The sequence below is a fragment of the Staphylococcus sp. CWZ226 genome (assembly GCF_018986355.1).
In the GTDB taxonomy this organism is placed as follows: Bacteria; Bacillota; Bacilli; order Staphylococcales; family Staphylococcaceae; genus Staphylococcus; species Staphylococcus simulans.
Map to the genome: position 1 here is coordinate 1 of NZ_JAHMSB010000011.1, position 20,135 is coordinate 20,135.

A 20,135-nucleotide genomic window follows, 5' to 3' on the forward strand; every position below is an offset into this window, starting at 1 on the left:
GGTTCTGTTGGTGTTTCTGGTTCCGGTTCAGCCGGTACTTCAGGTACTTCTTCGACTGGCACTTCCGGCTCTGTTGGTGTTGTTTCTTCCACCGGTACTTCTGGTGTTACCTCCGGTGCTGGTTCTGTTGGTGTTTCTGGTTCCGGTTCAGCCGGTACTTCAGGTACTTCTTCGACTGGCACTTCCGGCTCTGTTGGTGTTGTTTCTTCCACCGGTACTTCTGGTGTTACCTCCGGTGCTGGTTCTGCTGGTGTTTCTACCTCCGGCTCGGCTGGTACTTCTGGCACTTCTTCGACTGGAATTTCCGGCTCTGTTGGTGTTGTTTCTTCCACCGGTGCTTGTTCTGTTGGTGTTTCTGGTTCCGGTTCAGCCGGTACTTCAGGTACTTTTTCGACTGGCACTTCCGGCTCTGTCGGTGTTGCTTCTTCCACCGGTACTTCTGGTGTTACGTCTGGTGCTGGTTCTGCTGGTGTTTCTACCTCCGGCTCGGCTGGCACTTCAACCAACACAATTTCACTTTCAACTGTATCAGATTGATTTTCCGCTAAATCTTTAGCATATACTTTCACAGTTTCATTACCTATAAGAGATTGTCCATCTAGTAATTCAACATTCCAATTACCTTCTGCATCTGCTTTAGTTTCTAAAATCTTACCATTAGTTAATACTACAAACACATTTGAATTAGGCTCTGCCGAACCACCTATAGCTTGATCAGTAGATTTAATTTCATTCACAATAGGTGCTTTCGGCGCCACAGTATCTTTGACAGTTTGTGTTGCTTCTGGTGATTTGTTGTTCGCTACGTCTGATGTTACTGCTTTAATAACTTCATTATGTGCTAATGGAGTTTCTAGTGTAGTTGTCCAAACACCTTTATCGTCCGTCTTAACTTCTGCAGTTTTGCCGTTCGGTAATGTTAAAGTTACCGTGCTCAATGGTTCGCTTGTTCCGCTTACTACTTTAGCTCCCGCTTCGATTGCTTTAATTTCTGGAGCAACTGGAGCTACAGTATCTTTTACCGTTTGTGTCGCTTCTGCTGACTTGTTGTTCGCCACATCTGACGCAACTGCTTTGATCACTGCGTCATGTGCTAACGATTCTGCCAATTCCGCTGTCCACTTGCCGTCTGCATCTGCTTTCACTTCTGTTGTTTTACCGTCTGGCAACGTCAATGTCACTGTGCTTAATGGCTCGCTTGTTCCGTTTACTACTTTAGCTCCCGCTTCAATCGTATCGATTGTCGGAATGGCTGGAACTACTGTATCTTTCACAGTTTGCGTCGCTTCTGCTGATTTATTGTTCGCCACATCTGACGCAACTGCTTTGATCACTGCGTCATGTGTTAATGGTTCAACTAATTCTGTTGTCCACTTGCCGTCTGCATCTGCTTTCACTTCTGTTGTTTTACCATCCGGCAATGTTAACGTAACTTTGCTTAATGGTTCACTTGTACCGCTTACCACTTTGTCTCCCGCTTCGATTGCTTTAATTTCTGGAGAAACTGGAACTACTGTATCTTTGACAGTTTGTGTCGCTTCTGGTGATTTGTTGTTCGCTACGTCTGAAGCTACTGCTTTGACTACTGCATCATGTGCTAGTAGTTCAACTAATTCTGTTGTCCATTTGCCTTCTGCATCTGTCTTAACTTCTGTTGTTTTACCATCCGGCAACGTCAATGTCACTGTGCTCAATGGTTCGCTTGTGCCACTTACTTTTTTATCTCCCGCTTCAATCGTATCAATTGTCGGAACGACTGGTGCTATTGTATCTTTCACAGTTTGTGCCGCTTCTGGTGATTTATTACCTGCCACGTCTGACGCTACTGCTTTGATTACTGCGTCATGTACTAACGGTGTTTCTAATGTAGTTGTCCAAACGCCTTTATCGTCTGCGTCGACTACTTTTGTTGTACCGTTTGGCAACGTTAACGTAACTTTACTTAATGGTTCGCTTGTTCCAGTTACTGTCTGACTACCAGCTTCAATTGCGTTAATCACTGGTGCTTTAGGTGCTACTGTATCTAAAGCTTTGACAGAAATCGGTTCAGATACTGTACCGTGTTTACCTGTTGCATATACTTGTGTAACATCGTTATGTTCTAAAGATGTTCCTTCTGGTAATTGTGTTGTCCACTGCCCATCTTTATCAACTTCTACTTCTGCTTTTTTGCCATTCGCAAAAGTAAGTGTAATTGTGCTTTCTGGCTCACCTTTACCGCTGATGCTTGTCGCACCTGCTTCTACCTTGTCCACAGTTGGTGTATCAACTTGATAAACCGCAACTAATGGGGTTAAGATTTGTAGCAATTCTTCCTTAATCGCAGGATCAGCATATTCAACACCTGTGAAGACATTAAATAGTTCTCTGCGATAATCTCTTTCAGGATGATTTTTAATTTCTTCTGCTACGTGTGTTACATCTTTTCTAATCTCTTCATCATAACGACGGTTTGCATCCGCTTGTGTTTCACCATCTACAATAAATCCTTTATCAGTCAGTGTATAAGTTAATGTTTCTTTTTCAGCATTTTGTCTAGAAATCGCTACATTATCTTTGTTTTCATTTCTGACTAACACACGACGAGCCGCTGGTTCACGATGGCGAACGATAACTTTATCGCCATATTCTAAATCGAAAGTTTGCAGTTCTGATGCAAGACTTTTGTTACCAACTAATGTTCTATCTAATACTGTCGTACCATCTGCTTTTTGAATAGTTACATGTGCATATTCATCAGTGAAGTATAAATGTGGTTGTCCTGGATTTTGTTTATACGTTACTTGTTTAGTATCTGGATTATAGTTGACTGTAGCCATTTCCCAGTTGCCTAATCCTCTTAGTGAGATGGTTTGTGTAATGTTGTTTTGGATATCATCTTTTTTAGGATAATCAAGCGTTGCTTGATTATTACCGCCTTCTCTAACTACGAGATATTCACTTTCAGGTAATGCGTCTGTTGTTGAAAGAGGTGCGACAATTTTATAAACACCTGCACGTAAATTAGAGAATGCAGCTTTACCATCTACAACTTCTGCACTCGCAATTTCTTGTGTGCCTTCCATCAAGCTTACTTTGACGTTATCTGGTAAGACTTGTCCATTTAAATTCACATTCACTTGTGCATCTTCATGAATCGCCGTATCAGCTAAATCTGATGATTTTACAAGTTCATAAATCGTAGATAAACCTAATTTATCTTTAATACGTTGTTGTTCCTCAGGATTAGTAATCAATGCTGCTAATGGGTATGTGAATGTATTGTTGTAAGTGTCTAAATCATCTTTTAAAGCTTGTGGCATTTTCACTTTGTATAAATCAAAGTAGGCTGTGCCATTAATGCCGTTATCAGCTAACCAATACGTTGTAATCCATCTCGGTACATCTTGTTCAAATGGTTTACCTGCTTTGCCCATATCCGCTTCTTCTTGACGAATACCTTTCCACATATCCGCAAAGCCTTCAATGCCCGTTAAACGCACCATTTTTGTCATGAAATCAAGACTGCCACGGAAACCTGCATTATAGAAATTCATTCTTCCATCCATTACGCGCTCATGGAAATCTTTCTGCATGCTTTCTTGTCTGCCTTCATAAGCCCAACCGTCTTTGACACCCATGATAGTCGTTTGATATTGGTTAGCTAAAATGTTGTTTTCAATTTCAATTAAATTCATTTTAGGATCATACGTCATTGCGCCATCATAGCCATGACCGACTTCATGCAGTGCTAACCAACCTCTTTCAAGATAACCTGACATAGATGGGTTATTAGATCCCATATTGTTTGTTGAGTAATAAGCAAGACCTGGCCCATGAGCATCCGCAATCGTAAAGTATTTTTGGCCGACATTATAGTGGACAGAATTAATGTCATCATTTAAGCCAACCCATTTATCATAATGATTAATAACATCCTCATAATAACCGATCATGTCATCTAAGTTCATAAAGCCCCATTGGCCTGGGTTTTTACCTAAGTTTGCGATGCGTTCACGGTCTACATTCGGTACTAAGAAAGCAATTTTATCACCATCTACATAACCATAGCTTGTATTACGAGCAGCCCAATCTGCATCGAATGCTGCTTTATCTCCACCTTTACGGTAAGTAGGCAGTGTGACGCCAGCATCACCTTCAACATAGTATTCTACAACTGGTTTTTTAGTTAAACCTGTTGGAATACGTACGAAGGCACCGCTATCCATAGTTGTAGAGATTTGTGTCCAGCTTCCATCTCTAGAAACTGTCGCATTACGAACTGTTTGTCTATCGTTAGTCATCAAATCTACACGTAAATCTTCTTCATTACTGCCTTGTGCTTGTCTGATATAGAGCTTTTTATTTTGCGGTACAATCAAACCTAAGCTTTCTCTTGCTTGATAAATACCACGTTGCATTCTTGCTGTTCTTGCAGCTTCTGATTTTTCATATACAGGAATCTCTTTCGCATAAACTTGCTCATTAATTCCTTGGATTTTTTCAACAGGATGTGCGTTCGCAGCGGGTGCTGGTGCACTTGTATTCGTAATTGGTTGAGCAGGTGCTTCTGTCGTTGTTGTATCGGTAGTAGCGGCAGCTCTTGTCGCAACTTCAGCATCTGCAGGTTGAACAGCAGGTTCTGATGGCGTAACAGTAGTAGCTTTAACTTCAGTAGTCGCAGCTTCTTTTGGCGCATCTGTCGATGGCTCTGTTGCTTTTTGTGTATCAACTTTCGGCGCATCAGTTTGCGTTGTATCTGTTTTTGTAGGTTGTGATACTTCTGGTGCTGTTACAGGTTCAGGTTTTGTTGCTGTTTCGCTTGTTTGATTATCAACAGAAGGTTGTTGAATCGTAGTGTCTTGTGGAGTAGGAGAATCATTCACTGTTTCATTTGTTGACGTAGAAACGGTTTCATTTGTTTGTGTTTTTGTTGACTCCGCAGTTGCAGTGTCACCGTTTGTTTCTGGTTGTGTTGTAGGATTTACAACAGCGGTATCAGTGTTTTCTGCAGCTTGTGCTTGTTGATCCAGGGATGTATAAACTAGTGTTCCAAATAGAACTGAAGCAATCCCTGCGCTAAATTTTCTAATGTGGTATTTATTTCGTAATTCTTTATCGAATAATACATCGTGTTGCTGTTTTCTAGGCATTAAATGTTTCACTTCTTTCGTGTGTAATTGTTCTACACAATTCTATCATTAATTTTTTGGAAGATGTAAAAAAACTTATTGATTTACACAAGTTTTACTAAAAATTTTAAAACCTTTTAAAAGAGATAACTTCCGACACACTTTTCAAAGCACTTGTGTTTAACGCGTTTTCAACATAAAACAAAATCAATTAAAATAACTATCAATTCTCATATCAGTTTAAACATAGTAAAAGAACTCATCTTACTAGACTTATATTTCTTTGAAAATGTACAACATAAAACATGAAAAACTTAGGATATTGTTCTATTTTCAAAACAGAAATCCCTTTATCGCTTGATATAATATGCTTGATATTAATACATACAAAAACACGCCCTCAACTCAGCATAATCATATGCTTTGTTAAGCGCGTGTTTTGAGAATTATTTATTCTAATTTGTTATTAACGTTGATATACAACATCAATATTAACGCTAATAATACGATAGATTGAAGCAGTACTGAGCTAATCAAGAATATATCATTGTCTAAAAATAAGAATGCAATGTCAGCCAATAGCCAAAAGAATGAAGCGAACACCGTATACATAAACACCTTTGTAGACTGCTCACTATACTCTTTTTGAGCCAGCATCCAATTCTCTTTATTTTTCTTAGACTTTCTTGTTCGAAATCCCCAAAAATGATTAATATCATCTGGCGGTACTTGTCGAAATAATTTTCCTAGTATCCATAGAAAAATACTGCTAGGAAATAACACCATACTTAAAACGCCCTCTCTGTATTCTATTTCAGTAGATGTTTTACATTGATTCTATTCTATTATACAAATGACTCCTCTCATCAAATTGAAAGGAGCCTTTTGAACGTTCATTTAGTTTTTATTTCTTCTTCTGACTTTAACAAATACAAGACCGGTTACGAGTGCTAATAACCCTACGAACAAGTTTCGTTTTGTTTCTTCACCAGTATTTGGGAGTTCGTTTGCTTTTTTAGCTTTTTGTTCAGATTTTGCTGCGTTCTTTTCAGATGTAGTGTTTGGTTGGTTGATATTTTGATTTGAAGTTGCTTTATTCTCTTTAGAGTATGAAGTTTGAGACATTGTGATTTCTTTCTCTTTGACAACACGCGCTTCTTCTTTTGGAAGTACTTTTGTTGTATCTAACCATTGTACATTTTCATTTTTAAAGACAGTTTCTTTTGCGTTTTGTTGTGCTTTATTTTCAATCACAAATGGTGTCTGTTGAGTTCCTAAACCTGTATAGGCCATTTCATACAAACCATTAGTAATAGTTTTAAGATTCAACGTTAAATATTGGATGTCATAACCTAAATTGAAAATTTTATCCTCATATAAGAAGCCGATGTTTCCATTTTTAAGTACTGTCATTGTAGAATAAGCACTTTCACCCTTTTGGATTAGGTAGAAGTGGTTAGGATCCCATCCACTTGTGACATCTTTAGCTGTTTTATCACTAGCACTTAAAGCTTTATAATAAATACCTACGCCTTTTCTACTTTTATCAATCGTTGGTAAAGATTGTAGTAAAAGGTGTGTGTATTGATTTGTTTTTAAGTTTTTTGCATACACAACAAGCGTTTCACCATTTGTAGATCCACCGTTACCTAATGTAATCTTTTCAGGTTGTGCTTCCCATGTTCCTGTCGCAAATTGTTTATCTTTCTTGTCATACGTAAAGACATTTACGATACGACCAGCTGCAGTTCTCGAGAAGATTGCCACATTACCATTAGGCAGTTCTTCAACTTTCGCTTCGTCACCATTTGGAACTGGAGAATGTGCATCGCCAAGAATATTCCAATGTTCCCCTAAATCATCACTATATAATACATAGTTATTATTACCATCTGGTTGTCCTTCTAAAATTGAAGTATAGATTCTATAATAATCACCTGTTTTCACATATCTAGACTGCATAATTCTTCCTGAAGCCGCAAAAAGACGTGTCCATTTATCATTTAATCCATAGATATTTTGTGTGATATCTTGCGGCTTTTCAAAAGTATAACCACCATCATTAGATACTAGTCTTGCGATTCTAAGCGGATCTTGGCGTGTAGAAACATATTCAGGGACTTTATGCCAGTAACCTTTGTCACCATATGCGCTCAAAATAACGACTTTATTAGAGTCTCTGTCAGCGACCATTGCCGCATCGCCATAACCCACTGTTTCTGAACTATATTGTTTAGTGATATTTGTTTCAGGTCCCCATGTTTCTCCATTATCTGTAGAATGTTTTACTAACAAATCAATGCGATGATGACCTAAATCCCAGGCGTCATTGTATCTATAATCTGATACTGCTACAACATGGCCATCGCCTGTACTCGCAATAGCAGGGATACGATAGTAGTTTTCACCATCTGGATTATCCCATAACGTTTGACTACCCTCAGGCTTAGGTTGCTCTAAAGTTTGAGGTGGTGTAGTAGGACTTGGTGTTGATGTTGTTTGTGTTTGCGTAACAGTAGTGGTTGCAGGTTGTTGATTTGTTGTGGCAGCAGTTGTTGCCTTTGGTGTTTCAGGTGTGGCTGGTGTGGTAGTTGTCTCTGCTACAGCTGTCGTTTCAGCTGTTTTATTTGTGTCAGTCACACTTGCTTTTGGTGTTGCATCTTGCGTTTCAGCAGCTGAAGCATCATGAGTGAAATAAGCACTTGTTAATAATAACCCTCCTGTTAACAAGAGTGGTTTCAAGTACCTTTTGTGTTCCAGTGTTGAGTGATTTTCTAATTGTTTTTTCATGCTGTTTCCTCCTATGACCTAAATAAACTTCATAAAATGTTTTATTGCTAACAATATGAATGTATCATCATTTTGTAATATACCATATTTGCTTAATGAAAGCGCTTATTTTAAAGAAAATACTATAAAATGTTATTTTTGTATCTATTCATCAATCAACCATACATTATTATTAGCCAAATAAATTACATAGGAGTAACCATCCAGCTTTCTTACTAAAAGCGTGAAAGATTAGTTTAGCGCAAAAAACACGCCCTCAACTCAGCATGATCATATGCTTTGTTAAGCGCGTGTTTTTAGTTAGTTGTTTATTTACTTAATTATACGTTGAATCTGAAGTGAACAACATCGCCGTCTTGCATGATGTATTCTTTACCTTCTAAACGCATTTTACCTGCTTCTTTCGCACCTTGTTCACCGTTATTTTCAACATAGTCGTCATAGCTTGTTACTTCTGCACGGATGAAGCCGCGTTCAAAGTCAGTGTGGATGATACCCGCACATTGTGGGGCAGTCATACCTTTTTTGAATGTCCAAGCACGTACTTCTTGTACACCTGCTGTGAAGTATGTCGCAAGACCTAACAAGTTATATGTGCTGCGGATTAAACGGTTCAAGCCAGGTTCTTCGATACCTAAATCTTCTAAGAACATGTCTTTATCTTCGTCATCTAATGTCGCAATTTCTTCTTCAATTTTCGCACTGATGACAATAACTTCTGAACCTTCTTTGTCAGCGTATTCTTTAATTGTTTGAACTTTTTCGTTGTCCGCTTCATTCACTTCATCTTCACCAACGTTTGCGATATAAATCATTGGTTTTGATGTTAATAATTGTGCTTGTTTCACATATTTCGCATCTTCTTCATTGAACTCTAAGCTGCGAATCGGTTCGCCGTTTTCTAATGCTTCTTTAATACGTTCTAAAATGCGTACTTCATTCAACGCATCTTTATCTTTTTGACGTGCCATTTTTTCAAGACGTGGTAATCGTTTATCTACAGATTCTAAATCTGCAAGTACTAATTCCATATTGATAACTTCGATATCATCTAGTGGATCTACACGACCAGATACGTGTGTCACGTTATCATCATCGAATGCACGAACTACTTGGCAGATTGCATCTACTTCACGGATATGAGATAAGAATTTGTTTCCTAGACCTTCACCTTTTGAAGCACCTTTAACAATCCCTGCAATATCAGTGAATTCGAATGTTGTAGGAAGTACTTTTTTAGGATTAACGATATCTGCTAAAGCATCTAAACGTGAATCCGGAACTTCTACAATCCCGACGTTCGGGTCAATTGTAGCGAACGGGTAGTTCGCCGCAAGTGCACCCGCTTTTGTAATTGCGTTAAATAATGTAGACTTTCCGACGTTTGGTAAGCCTACGATACCAGCTGTTAAAGCCATTAGTCATTCTCCTTCTCTTGTGTATCATGTGATACAAGTATTTTCTTTAATTTTTTATTAAACTCTGTACGAGGCATCATAATACTTCGATTGCAATGTTCGCATTTAATTCTGATATCTGCACCCATACGAATTATTTTAAATCGGTTTGCGCCGCAAGCATGCGCCTTTTTCATCTCCACAATGTCATTCAGACCATACTGAGCTGCCATTTACAATCCTCCATCATTATGAATTCTTATTACTGAGATTTTTGTCCATTAAACTGCATCATAATAGGGGTTGGTGATTTAATTCCTTCTTGATTCAAGAAATTCGCAACCTCTTTACGTAAGATACGAGCGCCTGGCACAGTATTATTCGGTGTTGTTTCTGCCGCTATTTTCATGATATAAGCATTACCTGTTAAATCCTCGATACCGAGAATTTCAGGTTTTGAGACAAAGATAAAGTAATTGGAATGTAAGGATTCTAAGAAGTCTTTCAGCTTACTTTCTACCTTATCGACATTCTCTTCCATCGCAATCGGTACTTCTATCAATGCTTTACCGTTACTGATTGAGAAGTTGGTAATCTCTGACATTACACTGTTCGGCAACACGGTCAACTCTCCTGTATACGCATGTATACGTGTTGAGCGGATACCGATAGATTGAACTGTACCTTCTGTGATAGGTGCACCGTTCAAGTTGATTTTAACATAATCTCCCACATCAAATTGATTCTCAAATATAATAAAGAACCCTGTGATGATGTCTTTAACAATAGTTTGTGCACCAAAGCCGATTGCTAAACCGACTACACCAGCTCCGGCTAATAATCCTGTGACACTAATTCCGAATTTACCTAATATCGTTGTTAATACAATAAACCATACGACATAACGCACAATATTCTTCAACATCGCACTTAATGTATGAGATCGTTTTCTACCATGTGCATTGCGGTTTTGTAGTTTAAAGAACTGATCAATCGACTTATTGACTAAGTTGATAATAATCATCGCAACGACTACGTAGATGACAATCATGATGAGCTTGTTGAGTATCATTGCGTACGTTTCAGGCTTTGTAAACGGCTCAACGAGTGAGTTGAAAACACCTTGCATTGTATTCCAAAACGTATTCAAAAGATCGTCCTCCTGTCATTTCACAACAATTATATATTTTACCATGAATACAACATAATTTCTTATGTTTCACTGTGTAATTGTTGAATCAAACGCTTAAATTCTTCTTCTGATTTGAATTCAAAAGTGATTTGTCCTTTATTTCGCTTAGTTGTGATGGCTACATTGGTACCAAAGCGCTCTTTAAGCAAGCGTTCCTGCCGTTCAATCATGCGCGGTTTCTTTGTCTTTTTCTTAGCATCATCTTCTGAAGTAGGTGAAGTCAGCTCTGCAATGTATTGTTCTAAATAACGCACACTCCACGCTTCTTTCATGACTTGTTTAGCGATTTGTTTCATTTTGGTTTCGTCTTTTAGTATTAATAATGTGCGACCATGCGCACCTGATAATTTGCCGTCTTTTACCCACTCGGCGACAGCAGACGGTAAATTCAACAATCGCAACATATTCGCGATATAAGGACGGGATTTACCTAAACGTTCAGCCACCTCTTTTTGTGTGATATGTAAATCATCCATCAGCTTACGATAACTTTCCGCTTCTTCAATCGCATTCAAATCTTCCCGCTGCAGGTTCTCTATAATGGCGAGTTCCATCATCTCAGCATCAGACATCTCTTTGACTATCGCTGGTACTGAGTTCAAGCCTGCTAAATGAGAGGCTCTGAAACGGCGTTCACCTACGACAATATGGTAACCTTGCACCGTTTTGCGTAAGATAATCGGTTGTAAGACGCCATGTTCACGAATAGAAGCTGCGAGATCTGCTAATTTTTCCTGATCAAAATGTTTTCTAGGCTGATAAGGGTTTGGCCGAATTGCATCTAAATCGATATATTCTACATGTCCATCGTTCTCATTTGTTATGTCACGCACGTTCCAGTCACCTCACTTTCGTCACTAAAATAGTGTTACATTTTTAATTTTTGCTCCTCTCTTATTGTAAGGAAAATCATGAACGCAATAAAGGAATTTTCATTCTCAAATTGAAAAATAACGGCTGAAAAATGGCTTGATTCAAAAAAATTTTAAAAATTTTTCAGCAACGTCCAACCCTTGATACGCTTATGTTTCTCTCGTTTTTAATTGTCAGTAAAAACCTACTATTCTGAAAATTCTGTTGACAAACAAAACAGAACCAATATACAATGTGGTCATCAACAAAAAACAAACCTTTCAACACGAAAGAGAAACAATTGAATATCGTCTTGAAACACGATAATAAGGAAAGTAGAACTTACACTGCTGACACAGAGAGCTTCTGTCCGCTGAAAGGAAGCACAGAAAGAAAGTTTGAAAATGGCCTTGGAGTGGTGGTGTCGATATGAGGCATCAACGGGGGCGCCCGTTATAGCGCTACAGTATTAACATTTTTGCATAATGGCGTACTGGAATGACGCACACGTTATTGTTATTTACAGCAACAGCTGATACATATAACGGAACCGACCTTCAGTAGCTGCCATGAACAGATTTAGCGTACTGGAAGAGGTTGCTTTAGCAATAAAGCAGCGAATTAAGGTGGTACCGCGAAGCTCAAGCTTTCGTCCTTTACATCCGAATCTTTTTTCGGGTTTAAAGGACGGAAGCTTTTTTTTCGTGGTCAGCTTCCCTCCTTAGTTCCAGAACTTCCGCAGCCAAAAGCAATCTCAATAACTAAAGGAGTGTATATGTATGTCACTATCATCAGAAACAAATTTAATTAAGTATCATCAATTCCCGCACATTTTAGCAGCCAACCCGCCACTTTATGACTCATCGACTTTCCCGACAGCATTGATTGGTTCAGAGGTCCCTTACGATTACGCAAGATCAGGCCACCCAAACCGAGCATTGTTAGAAGAAAAGCTTGCAGCACTTGAAGATGCCGAGTACGGTATCGCTTATAACTCAGGAATCGGAGCAATTTCAGCAGTTTTCTTCTTACTGAAATCAGGAGATCACTTAATTATTCCGAATGATGTTTACGGTGGGACATACCGCTTATGCGAACATGTTTTACCAGGATTCAATATCGAAGTCACAGCAGTAGATACGACAAATCCATTAGCAGTTGAACAAGCGATTCAGGAAAATACGAAACTAATTCATCTGGAAACACCGTCAAATCCATTATTTAAAGTGACAGATATTCAAGCCATTGCGGATGTCGCAAAGAAACATAATATCCTTGTTTCAGTCGACAATACATTCTTAACACCCCTATCACAAAAGCCATTGCATTTAGGTGCTGACATTGTGATTCATAGTGCCACTAAATTTTTAAGCGGCCACAGTGACTTAATTGCAGGGGCAGTTGTAACAAACAACGCGGAAGTTGCAGAATCATTACAATTCTTACAAAACACTTTAGGAAGCGGATTATCAGCTCAAGACAGCTGGACACTGACAAAGCATCTTAAAACGCTTTATGTACGATGGAATCAATCAACGCCAAGCTGAAAATGGCGGTGCAGTACTTGGCTTCAGATTAAGCGAAGCAGAAAAGGTACCGACATTTGCGAAAGCATTAAAAATACCGCAAATCGCAGTCAGCCTAGGCGGTATTCAAACTATCGTCTCTCATCCAGCCACAATGTCACATGCTTCTGTTCCAGAAGATGTGCGTAACGAACGCGGAATTACGTTCGATCTCTTGAGACTGAGTGTGGGCTTAGAAGACCCAGACGAGTTGATTGCAGATTTTGAAGCAGCATTGGAGGAAGCATACTATGAGCCGGTTTCTACAAACTTTGAGCAAGAACGTATTAGTAGCTGACGGTGCAATAGGAACGATTCTCTACTCTGAAGGGATCGATACTTGCCCTGAAGCATATAATCTTACACATCCAAAGAAAATCGAACAAATTCATCGATCTTACATTGAAGCTGGTGCGGATGTCATTCAAACCAATACTTACGGTGCCAACTTCGAAAAGCTTCAAGCTTTCGGATTAGAACACCAAGTAAGAGACATCACACGTGCCGGTGTCAGAATAGCGAAACAAGCAGCCAATGAAGACACGTTTATTTTAGGAACTGTCGGAGGTTTTAAAGGCGTGAAACAAAATGACTTGTCGCTATCGACGATTTTGTATCACACAGATATTCAAATTGAAACACTGATTGACGAGGGTGTTGACGCACTCCTCTTTGAAACTTATTACGATTTAAACGAACTCTTGCAGGTAATCAGAGCGACGAAGAAAAAGTACAATATTCCAGTTATCGCACAGTTAACTGCTTCAAGCACCAACTACTTGCAAGATGGAACAGAAATTAACGAAGCACTTAAACAAGTTGAAGCAGAAGGCGCAGACGTTATCGGCTTGAATTGCCATCACGGTCCGCACCATATGCAACAATCTTTCACACATATTGAGATTCCGCAACATGCGATTCTCTCATGTTACCCGAACGCTAGTCTCTTAGACTTTGAAGATTCTACGATTCACTACAGCGACAACGCTTCTTACTTCGGTAAGATAGCTGAAACGTTAGTGAAAGAAGGCGTACACTTAATCGGCGGTTGTTGCGGTACTACACCTGAACATATCCGCTTCATCAAGCAAGCGGTTGAAGGATTAAAACCAACTTTAGAAAAGAAAGTTATTCCGATCAGAAGAAAAAGTAATTACCCTTCTATTCCGGTCAAAAAGAATAACTTAACGACTAAAGTCAAAGCTGGTCCGACAGTCATCGTTGAACTAGATACACCAAAGCACTTAGATACAACGAAATTCTTTGCGAATGTCACAAAACTAGACAAAGCGAAAGTCGACGCTATCACACTTGCAGATAACTCACTCGCAACGGTACGCGTTAGCAACATCGCAGCAGCTAGTATTATTAAGCAGAATTACAACATTGAACCGCTGGTCCACATTACCTGCAGAGACAGGAACTTAATCGGTTTACAATCTCACTTACTCGGCTTATCACTGCTTGGTATTAACGAGATACTCGCGATTACAGGTGACCCATCTAAGGTGGGGCATCTGCCAGGTGCGACGAATGTTTATGATGTAAATTCAAGAGGTTTAACTGAACTCGCTGTTCGTTTCAACCAAGGACTTAATATTGACGGCGGCGCATTGAAAACGAAAACGAACTTCAATATTGCCGGTGCGTTCAACCCGAACGTCCGCAAGATGGAAGCAGCGGTGAAACGCTTAGACAAAAAAGTAGACTGCGGTATGAGTTACTTCATTACACAGCCTGTCTACACTGTCGAGCGTATTCAAGAAATTGCTGAAAAGACAGCACATCTTGATACCCCATTCTTTATCGGTATCATGCCAATAACAAGTTATAGAAATGCAACATTCTTACACAATGAAGTCCCTGGCATTTCATTGCCAGATGAAATATTAGATCAGTTCGAAGCGGTTAAAGATGATAAACAAAAAACCAAAGAACTGAGCTTACGTATCTGTCGCAACTTGATAGATGAAATAATCAAACACTTTAATGGGCTTTATATCATTACACCATTTGAACAAGTAGACTTTTCACTCGAACTTACACATTACTTTAAAAAACAAACTGAAAAAAATCAGGAGGCAATAATATGACAATTACAACAGCTAATATCGGATTCCCACGTTTAGGACGCAAGAGAGAATGGAAGAAAGCAATCGAAAGTTACTGGGCAGGTAAAACAAACTATGATGAATTAACAACAACGTTAAACGACTTACACAAAGAAAATTTATTATTACAAAAACACTACAGCATTGACAGTGTACCTGTTGGTGACTTCTCATTATATGATCATGTATTAGACGTTTCATTATTATTCAACATCATTCCAGAACGTTTCCAAGGTCAAGAAGTCAACGATGATTTATTATTCAATATCGCACGTGGTACAAAAGAAAATGTCGCAAGTGCCTTAATTAAATGGTTCAACACAAACTACCACTATATCGTACCTGAATGGGACAACGTAGAACCTAAATTAAACCGTAACGTCTTATTAGAACGTTTCGAATTCGCTAAACAATTAAACGTGAATGCACACCCAGTGATCTTAGGTCCTGTAACATTCGTTCAATTATCACGCGGCGGAGATCAAACATTTGAAGAAAAAGTTGAAGCATTGCTTCCATTATATAAAGAAGTTTTACAATCACTCGTTGATGCAGGTGCTGAATACATTCAAATCGACGAACCTGTATTAGTAACTGACGATGCAGAACAATTACAAGACATTACACGTCACGTCTATGAATACTTCGACAAAGCAGGATTAGCTGATAAATTAGTCATTCAAACTTATTTCGAACATGTAGACTTAGACTTTGTGAACAGTTTACCTGTTAAAGGTTTCGGTTTAGACTTCGTACATGATGGCGGTAAAAACCTTGAACAAATCAAAGCAGGCAAATTATCTAAAGACAAAGCATTATACGCAGGTATTATCGATGGCCGTAACGTATGGGCTGCAGATATCGAAGCGAAAAAAGAATTGATTGAAACTTTAGAAAACTATACAGATGAGTTAGTTATCCAACCATCATCTTCATTACTACATGTTCCTGTTTCATTAGATGATGAAGAACTAGATGAATCAATTGAAGAAGGTTTAAGCTTTGCAACTGAAAAATTAGACGAATTAGACGCATTAAAACGTGTCATCAATAACGGTGACAGTGAAAAATATGACAAATTAAAAGCAGCTTACGAACGCTTCCAAAACCAAGCTTTCAAAAACCTTGAATATGACTTTGACAGCGTACGTACACAACGTGAATCAGCATTCCCTGAACGTAAGAAAATTCAAGATGCACGCTTAAAATTACCAGAATTACCAACAACAACAATCGGTTCATTCCCACAAACGAAAGAAGTTCGTAAAAAACGTGCTGACTGGAAAAACCAACGTATCAGTGATGAAGAATATAACCAATTCTTACGCGATGAAATCGCACGCTGGATTCAAATCCAAGAAGATATCGGCTTAGATGTATTTGTACATGGTGAGTTCGAACGTAATGACATGGTTGAGTTCTTCGGTGAACGTTTACAAGGCTTCTTAGTTACAAAATACGGTTGGGTTCAATCATACGGATCTCGTGCTGTTAAACCACCAGTTATCTATGGAGATGTTAAATGGACTAAACCAATCACAGTGGAAGAAACAGCTTATGCGCAAAGCTTAACTGACCACCCTGTAAAAGGTATGTTGACTGGTCCTGTAACTATCTTAAACTGGTCATTCGAACGTGTAGACATCCCACGTCATGAAGTACAAGACCAAATCGCTTTAGCTATCAATGAAGAAGTTTTAGCATTAGAAGATGCAGGCATTAAAATTATCCAAGTAGATGAACCAGCATTACGTGAAGGTTTACCATTACGCTCTGAATACCATGAAGAATACTTGAAACAAGCGTTACGTTCATTCCGCTTAGCAACATCTTCAGTGTCAGATGCGACGCAAATCCATACGCATATGTGCTATTCTCAATTCGGCGAAATCATCCATACTATCCACGACTTGGATGCAGATGTTATCTCAATCGAAACATCACGCAGCCATGGTGCTTTAATCAAAGACTTCGAGGATGTAACGTATGATTTAGGTATCGGATTAGGTGTATATGATATCCACAGTCCACGTATCCCGACTGAAGAAGAAATCACAGTCGCAATCAACCGTGGTTTACAAGAAATCGACCGTTCATTATTCTGGGTTAACCCAGACTGCGGTTTGAAAACACGTAACGAAGATCAAGTAAAAGAAGCATTAACAGTATTAGTTTCAGCAGTTAAAAAATTAAGAAACAAAGAAGGACAAGAAACAGCTTAATTCACTTGTCATGAGTGATTTACGAGTGAGCCCGCAGTCTTAAAACTCACTCGTAAATACACTTATATCAGCCCTACAATTTTAAGCAGTCATGAGGTGTTTATAATGAGTTATCCTTTATGGGATCAGCTGAAAAGTCTAAAAGAAAGTGAATGGGTCGATTTAACCCATACCTTTGACACAGACAGCCCACATTTCAGCGCATTAGAAGCTGCATATATTGATACAATCAGTACCGTTGCAGAAGATGGTTATTTTGTACAAAGATGGAGTATTGCCACACAATATGGCACACATATCGATGCCCCCATCCACTTTGTCGAAAACAGAAGATATTTACATGAATTAGATTTGAAAGAATTAGTGTTACCGCTTATCGTACTTGATTACTCTAAAGAAGTTGCGGAAAACCCCGATTTCCGTTTAACTCGCGATCATTTACTTGAGTGGGAAGCACAACATGGCCGAATCGAACCTGATACGTTCGTCGCATTCCGCAGTGATTGGTCACACCGTTGGCCGAATGTGGAGCAATTTGAGAATAAAGATGCTGAAGGTAACCCTCACGCACCCGGATGGTCACTCGATGCATTACAATTCTTACTTGAAGAACGCGGTGTACGTTCAGTCGGTCATGAAACATTCGATACAGACGCTTCAGTCGATGTCGCAAAACACGGCGACTTAATCGGTGAACGTTATGTACTCGGACAAGACACGTACCAAATTGAGCTCCTAACGAATTTAGACCGCCTCCCAGAACGAGGCGCAGTGATTTATACAATATGTCCAAAACCAGCAGATGCGCCAGGATTCCCGGTCCGCGCATTTGCGATTAAGCCAAACGCATAATCATGGACCCGCGATCATCCATGACATGCAGCCATTATTAAATCTTAAAAAACGAAACTCCTTTAAAAGTTATGAATAAATACAATAAAAGTTGGCTACATTGCCCTGGGTCCACAGGAATTGGGGCAATGAATCGCCACTGTTCTTAACCCGATAAGAACAATTCTTTTCATAAACGTTACTATTTTGAACCCGATACAAAATAGTAAGTAAATTCCGATTACCCACTCTCCCGATAATGGGTAATCACTATACTCCTTTTTACTACTTATAAAAAAGCACTGAATATAAAGTACATGTCCCACCACCCCGTGAACAAAAAACTTTATATTCAGTGCTTCATTTTTGTTTAAAAAGATAATAAATAATAGCCGATTGTGTTAGAGCACAACCGACTATCTCATAAGCCTAGGTAGAATATGGCTTAGACCATACGCCTAACATTTTTACACTCAGCTACTTTCCAGAGTTCCTGAGTGTTTTTATTACAGTAATATCATAATACCTTTTGAAACTTCTTACAATCAATAATTTACGTATAAACGTCTCTATAACAACGTTATGAGGGATTTTATTCACTACTTAAATAAAAGATTATTCTTTGTACATCGCACTAAGTGATTTCAACCGCTTCGCTGCTTCATCTAATTGCTCATCCTCTAACGCAAGTGATACACGAACATAATGACGTCCATTTTCACCAAATGGAATACCTGGCGCCACTAAAATAGATTGATCTTGAAGTAAGAATTCCACAAATTGTTCTCCGTCATATCCTTTTGGTGCTTCCAACCATAAGAAGATGCCACCTGTCATCGGTTCATAAGGGATGTTTCCTTCATCTAAAATCGCAGTGAAACGATCGCGACGTGCTTTAAAGACTTCACTTTGTTTATCTAAGAAATAATCATAGTTGTTAAGCGCAAATGTCGCCGCATCTTGAAGCGCACCAAACATACCCGCATGGTGATGTGTATGATATTTCTTCAAAGCTTGAATCATATCTTTGTTGCCGACTGCGAAACCGACACGATAGCCAGACATATTATAGCCTTTAGAAAGTGAATACACCTCGATTGCGACTTCTTTGCCTCCAGCTGTCTGTAAAATACTCGGATTTTTATGGTCAAAACCGAACGCTGCATAGGCAAAATCATGTACAATTTTCGTTTGTGTACCTCTGAACTTTTGAACAACATCATCAAAGACATCTTGTGTAACAGTTGATCCAGTTGGGTTATTTGGATACGTTAAATAAATCAATTTAGTCTGACTTAAGACTTCCTTCGGTACTTTATCAAAGTCAGGTTGATAATATGGCGGTTCTAATTCTAACGCATAAGGTTTCGCATCTGCGAACAACACCCCTGCTAGGTAATCTGTATAACCTGGGTCTGGCAATAAGACATAATCTTCAGGGTTAACGATACAGTTCGGCAAACCGACTAATCCATTCTTTGTGCCATATAAAATACAGACTTCATCATCTTTATCTAACTCAACATTATATTGTCGTTTATAGAAATCAACAATTGCTTGTTTAAAGCTTTCTTTACCATGAAACGCACCGTATTTTTGGTTTTCAGGCACACGTAATGCGTTCGCAAATTCATCGACAATTCCTTTAGGCGTTTCCCCATCTGGGATGCCTACTGCCATATTGATGAGAGGAAGCGGACCATGTTCTATCTTTCTCCCCATTGTTTTTCCGAAATAACTATCTGGTATCTTCGCTAATCTTCTTGAAATCACCATTTAAGTTCCCCCTTTGTTTGATGCGCCTATTAAAAAAGCTATATATCACCTATAAGCGACATATAGCTTTCTATGTATATGGCACCTATCTTTCAAGTTATACTTGTTGGATGTAGCACAGTCAGATTCAATGGTTGAATCTTCTGTTGCTGAAGCGTCATCGGGCCAATTCCCTCTACTTCTCTAGATAAGTTTTAATGACTTCTATTGTACTAAAAATTCTGACATTTATCAATTTAAGTTGAAATGAAAAACTCTACAGCTCAATAAAAGCCGTAGAGTCAATAT

The 20,135-nt window shown here is 38.9% G+C and carries 11 protein-coding genes, 1 pseudogene, 1 riboswitch and 1 other annotated feature; of the genes and pseudogenes, 4 read left to right on the top strand and 8 right to left on the bottom strand.

Features of this window, described 5'->3' with window-relative positions; all coding sequences use genetic code 11:
• The 7 genes from KRR19_RS09220 to KRR19_RS09250 form a co-directional block, all read right to left on the bottom strand.
• On the bottom strand, nucleotides 1-5,144 hold a 5,144-nt coding region (locus tag KRR19_RS09220; protein ID WP_216733600.1), incomplete at its 3' end, for an Ig-like domain-containing protein.
• A gap of 417 nt (nucleotides 5,145-5,561) precedes the next feature.
• Nucleotides 5,562-5,897: an SdpI family protein gene (locus tag KRR19_RS09225; protein WP_002480314.1), complete on the bottom strand. Its 336-nt coding sequence runs from the start codon at nucleotides 5,895-5,897 to the stop codon at nucleotides 5,562-5,564.
• A gap of 111 nt (nucleotides 5,898-6,008) precedes the next feature.
• Nucleotides 6,009-7,901, bottom strand: coding sequence for an LPXTG cell wall anchor domain-containing protein (locus KRR19_RS09230; RefSeq protein WP_002480313.1), 1,893 nt, complete (start codon nucleotides 7,899-7,901; stop codon nucleotides 6,009-6,011).
• Between the two features lie 320 nt (nucleotides 7,902-8,221).
• The gene (gene ychF / locus KRR19_RS09235; RefSeq protein WP_002480312.1) at nucleotides 8,222-9,319 is read right to left on the bottom strand and encodes a redox-regulated ATPase YchF; all 1,098 of its coding nucleotides are present in this window, start codon (nucleotides 9,317-9,319) and stop codon (nucleotides 8,222-8,224) included.
• Nucleotides 9,319-9,531: a DUF951 domain-containing protein gene (locus tag KRR19_RS09240; protein ID WP_002480311.1), complete on the bottom strand. Its 213-nt coding sequence runs from the start codon at nucleotides 9,529-9,531 to the stop codon at nucleotides 9,319-9,321. The genes ychF and KRR19_RS09240 overlap by 1 nt, the downstream gene beginning before the upstream one ends.
• 29 nt (nucleotides 9,532-9,560) lie before the next feature.
• Complete coding sequence (locus KRR19_RS09245; protein WP_031262363.1) at nucleotides 9,561-10,427, bottom strand: mechanosensitive ion channel family protein; 867 nt, start codon at nucleotides 10,425-10,427, stop codon at nucleotides 9,561-9,563.
• A gap of 83 nt (nucleotides 10,428-10,510) precedes the next feature.
• The gene (locus tag KRR19_RS09250) at nucleotides 10,511-11,323 is read right to left on the bottom strand and encodes a ParB/RepB/Spo0J family partition protein (RefSeq protein WP_002480309.1); all 813 of its coding nucleotides are present in this window, start codon (nucleotides 11,321-11,323) and stop codon (nucleotides 10,511-10,513) included.
• A 333-nt stretch (nucleotides 11,324-11,656) separates the two neighbouring features.
• Nucleotides 11,657-12,002 (top strand) — a binding site (T-box leader).
• 119 nt (nucleotides 12,003-12,121) lie between these two features.
• Between KRR19_RS09250 and KRR19_RS09255 the strand changes: the two are divergent.
• The 4 genes and pseudogenes from KRR19_RS09255 (at nucleotide 12,122) to KRR19_RS09270 (ending at nucleotide 18,092) form a co-directional block, all read left to right on the top strand.
• Nucleotides 12,122-13,205, top strand: a pseudogene (locus tag KRR19_RS09255) (trans-sulfuration enzyme family protein).
• The gene (locus KRR19_RS09260; RefSeq protein WP_002480307.1) at nucleotides 13,159-15,000 is read left to right on the top strand and encodes a bifunctional homocysteine S-methyltransferase/methylenetetrahydrofolate reductase; all 1,842 of its coding nucleotides are present in this window, start codon (nucleotides 13,159-13,161) and stop codon (nucleotides 14,998-15,000) included. The pseudogene KRR19_RS09255 and the gene KRR19_RS09260 overlap by 47 nt, the downstream one beginning before the upstream one ends.
• Nucleotides 14,997-17,240, top strand: coding sequence for a 5-methyltetrahydropteroyltriglutamate--homocysteine S-methyltransferase (gene metE, locus KRR19_RS09265; protein WP_207021274.1), 2,244 nt, complete (start codon nucleotides 14,997-14,999; stop codon nucleotides 17,238-17,240). Before KRR19_RS09260 ends, metE begins: the two co-directional genes overlap by 4 nt.
• A 102-nt stretch (nucleotides 17,241-17,342) precedes the next feature.
• A complete protein-coding gene (locus KRR19_RS09270) occupies nucleotides 17,343-18,092 on the top strand; it encodes a cyclase family protein (RefSeq protein ID WP_037556254.1) in 750 nt (249 codons plus the stop codon).
• Nucleotides 18,093-18,686: 594 nt separating this feature from the next.
• Here the strand turns inward: KRR19_RS09270 and KRR19_RS09275 are convergent.
• Nucleotides 18,687-19,847, bottom strand: a complete 1,161-nt coding sequence (locus KRR19_RS09275) for an aminotransferase class I/II-fold pyridoxal phosphate-dependent enzyme (RefSeq protein ID WP_002480304.1) — start codon at nucleotides 19,845-19,847, stop codon at nucleotides 18,687-18,689.
• A gap of 82 nt (nucleotides 19,848-19,929) precedes the next feature.
• Nucleotides 19,930-20,041, bottom strand: a riboswitch (SAM riboswitch).
• Nucleotides 20,042-20,135: the final 94 nt, after the last annotated feature.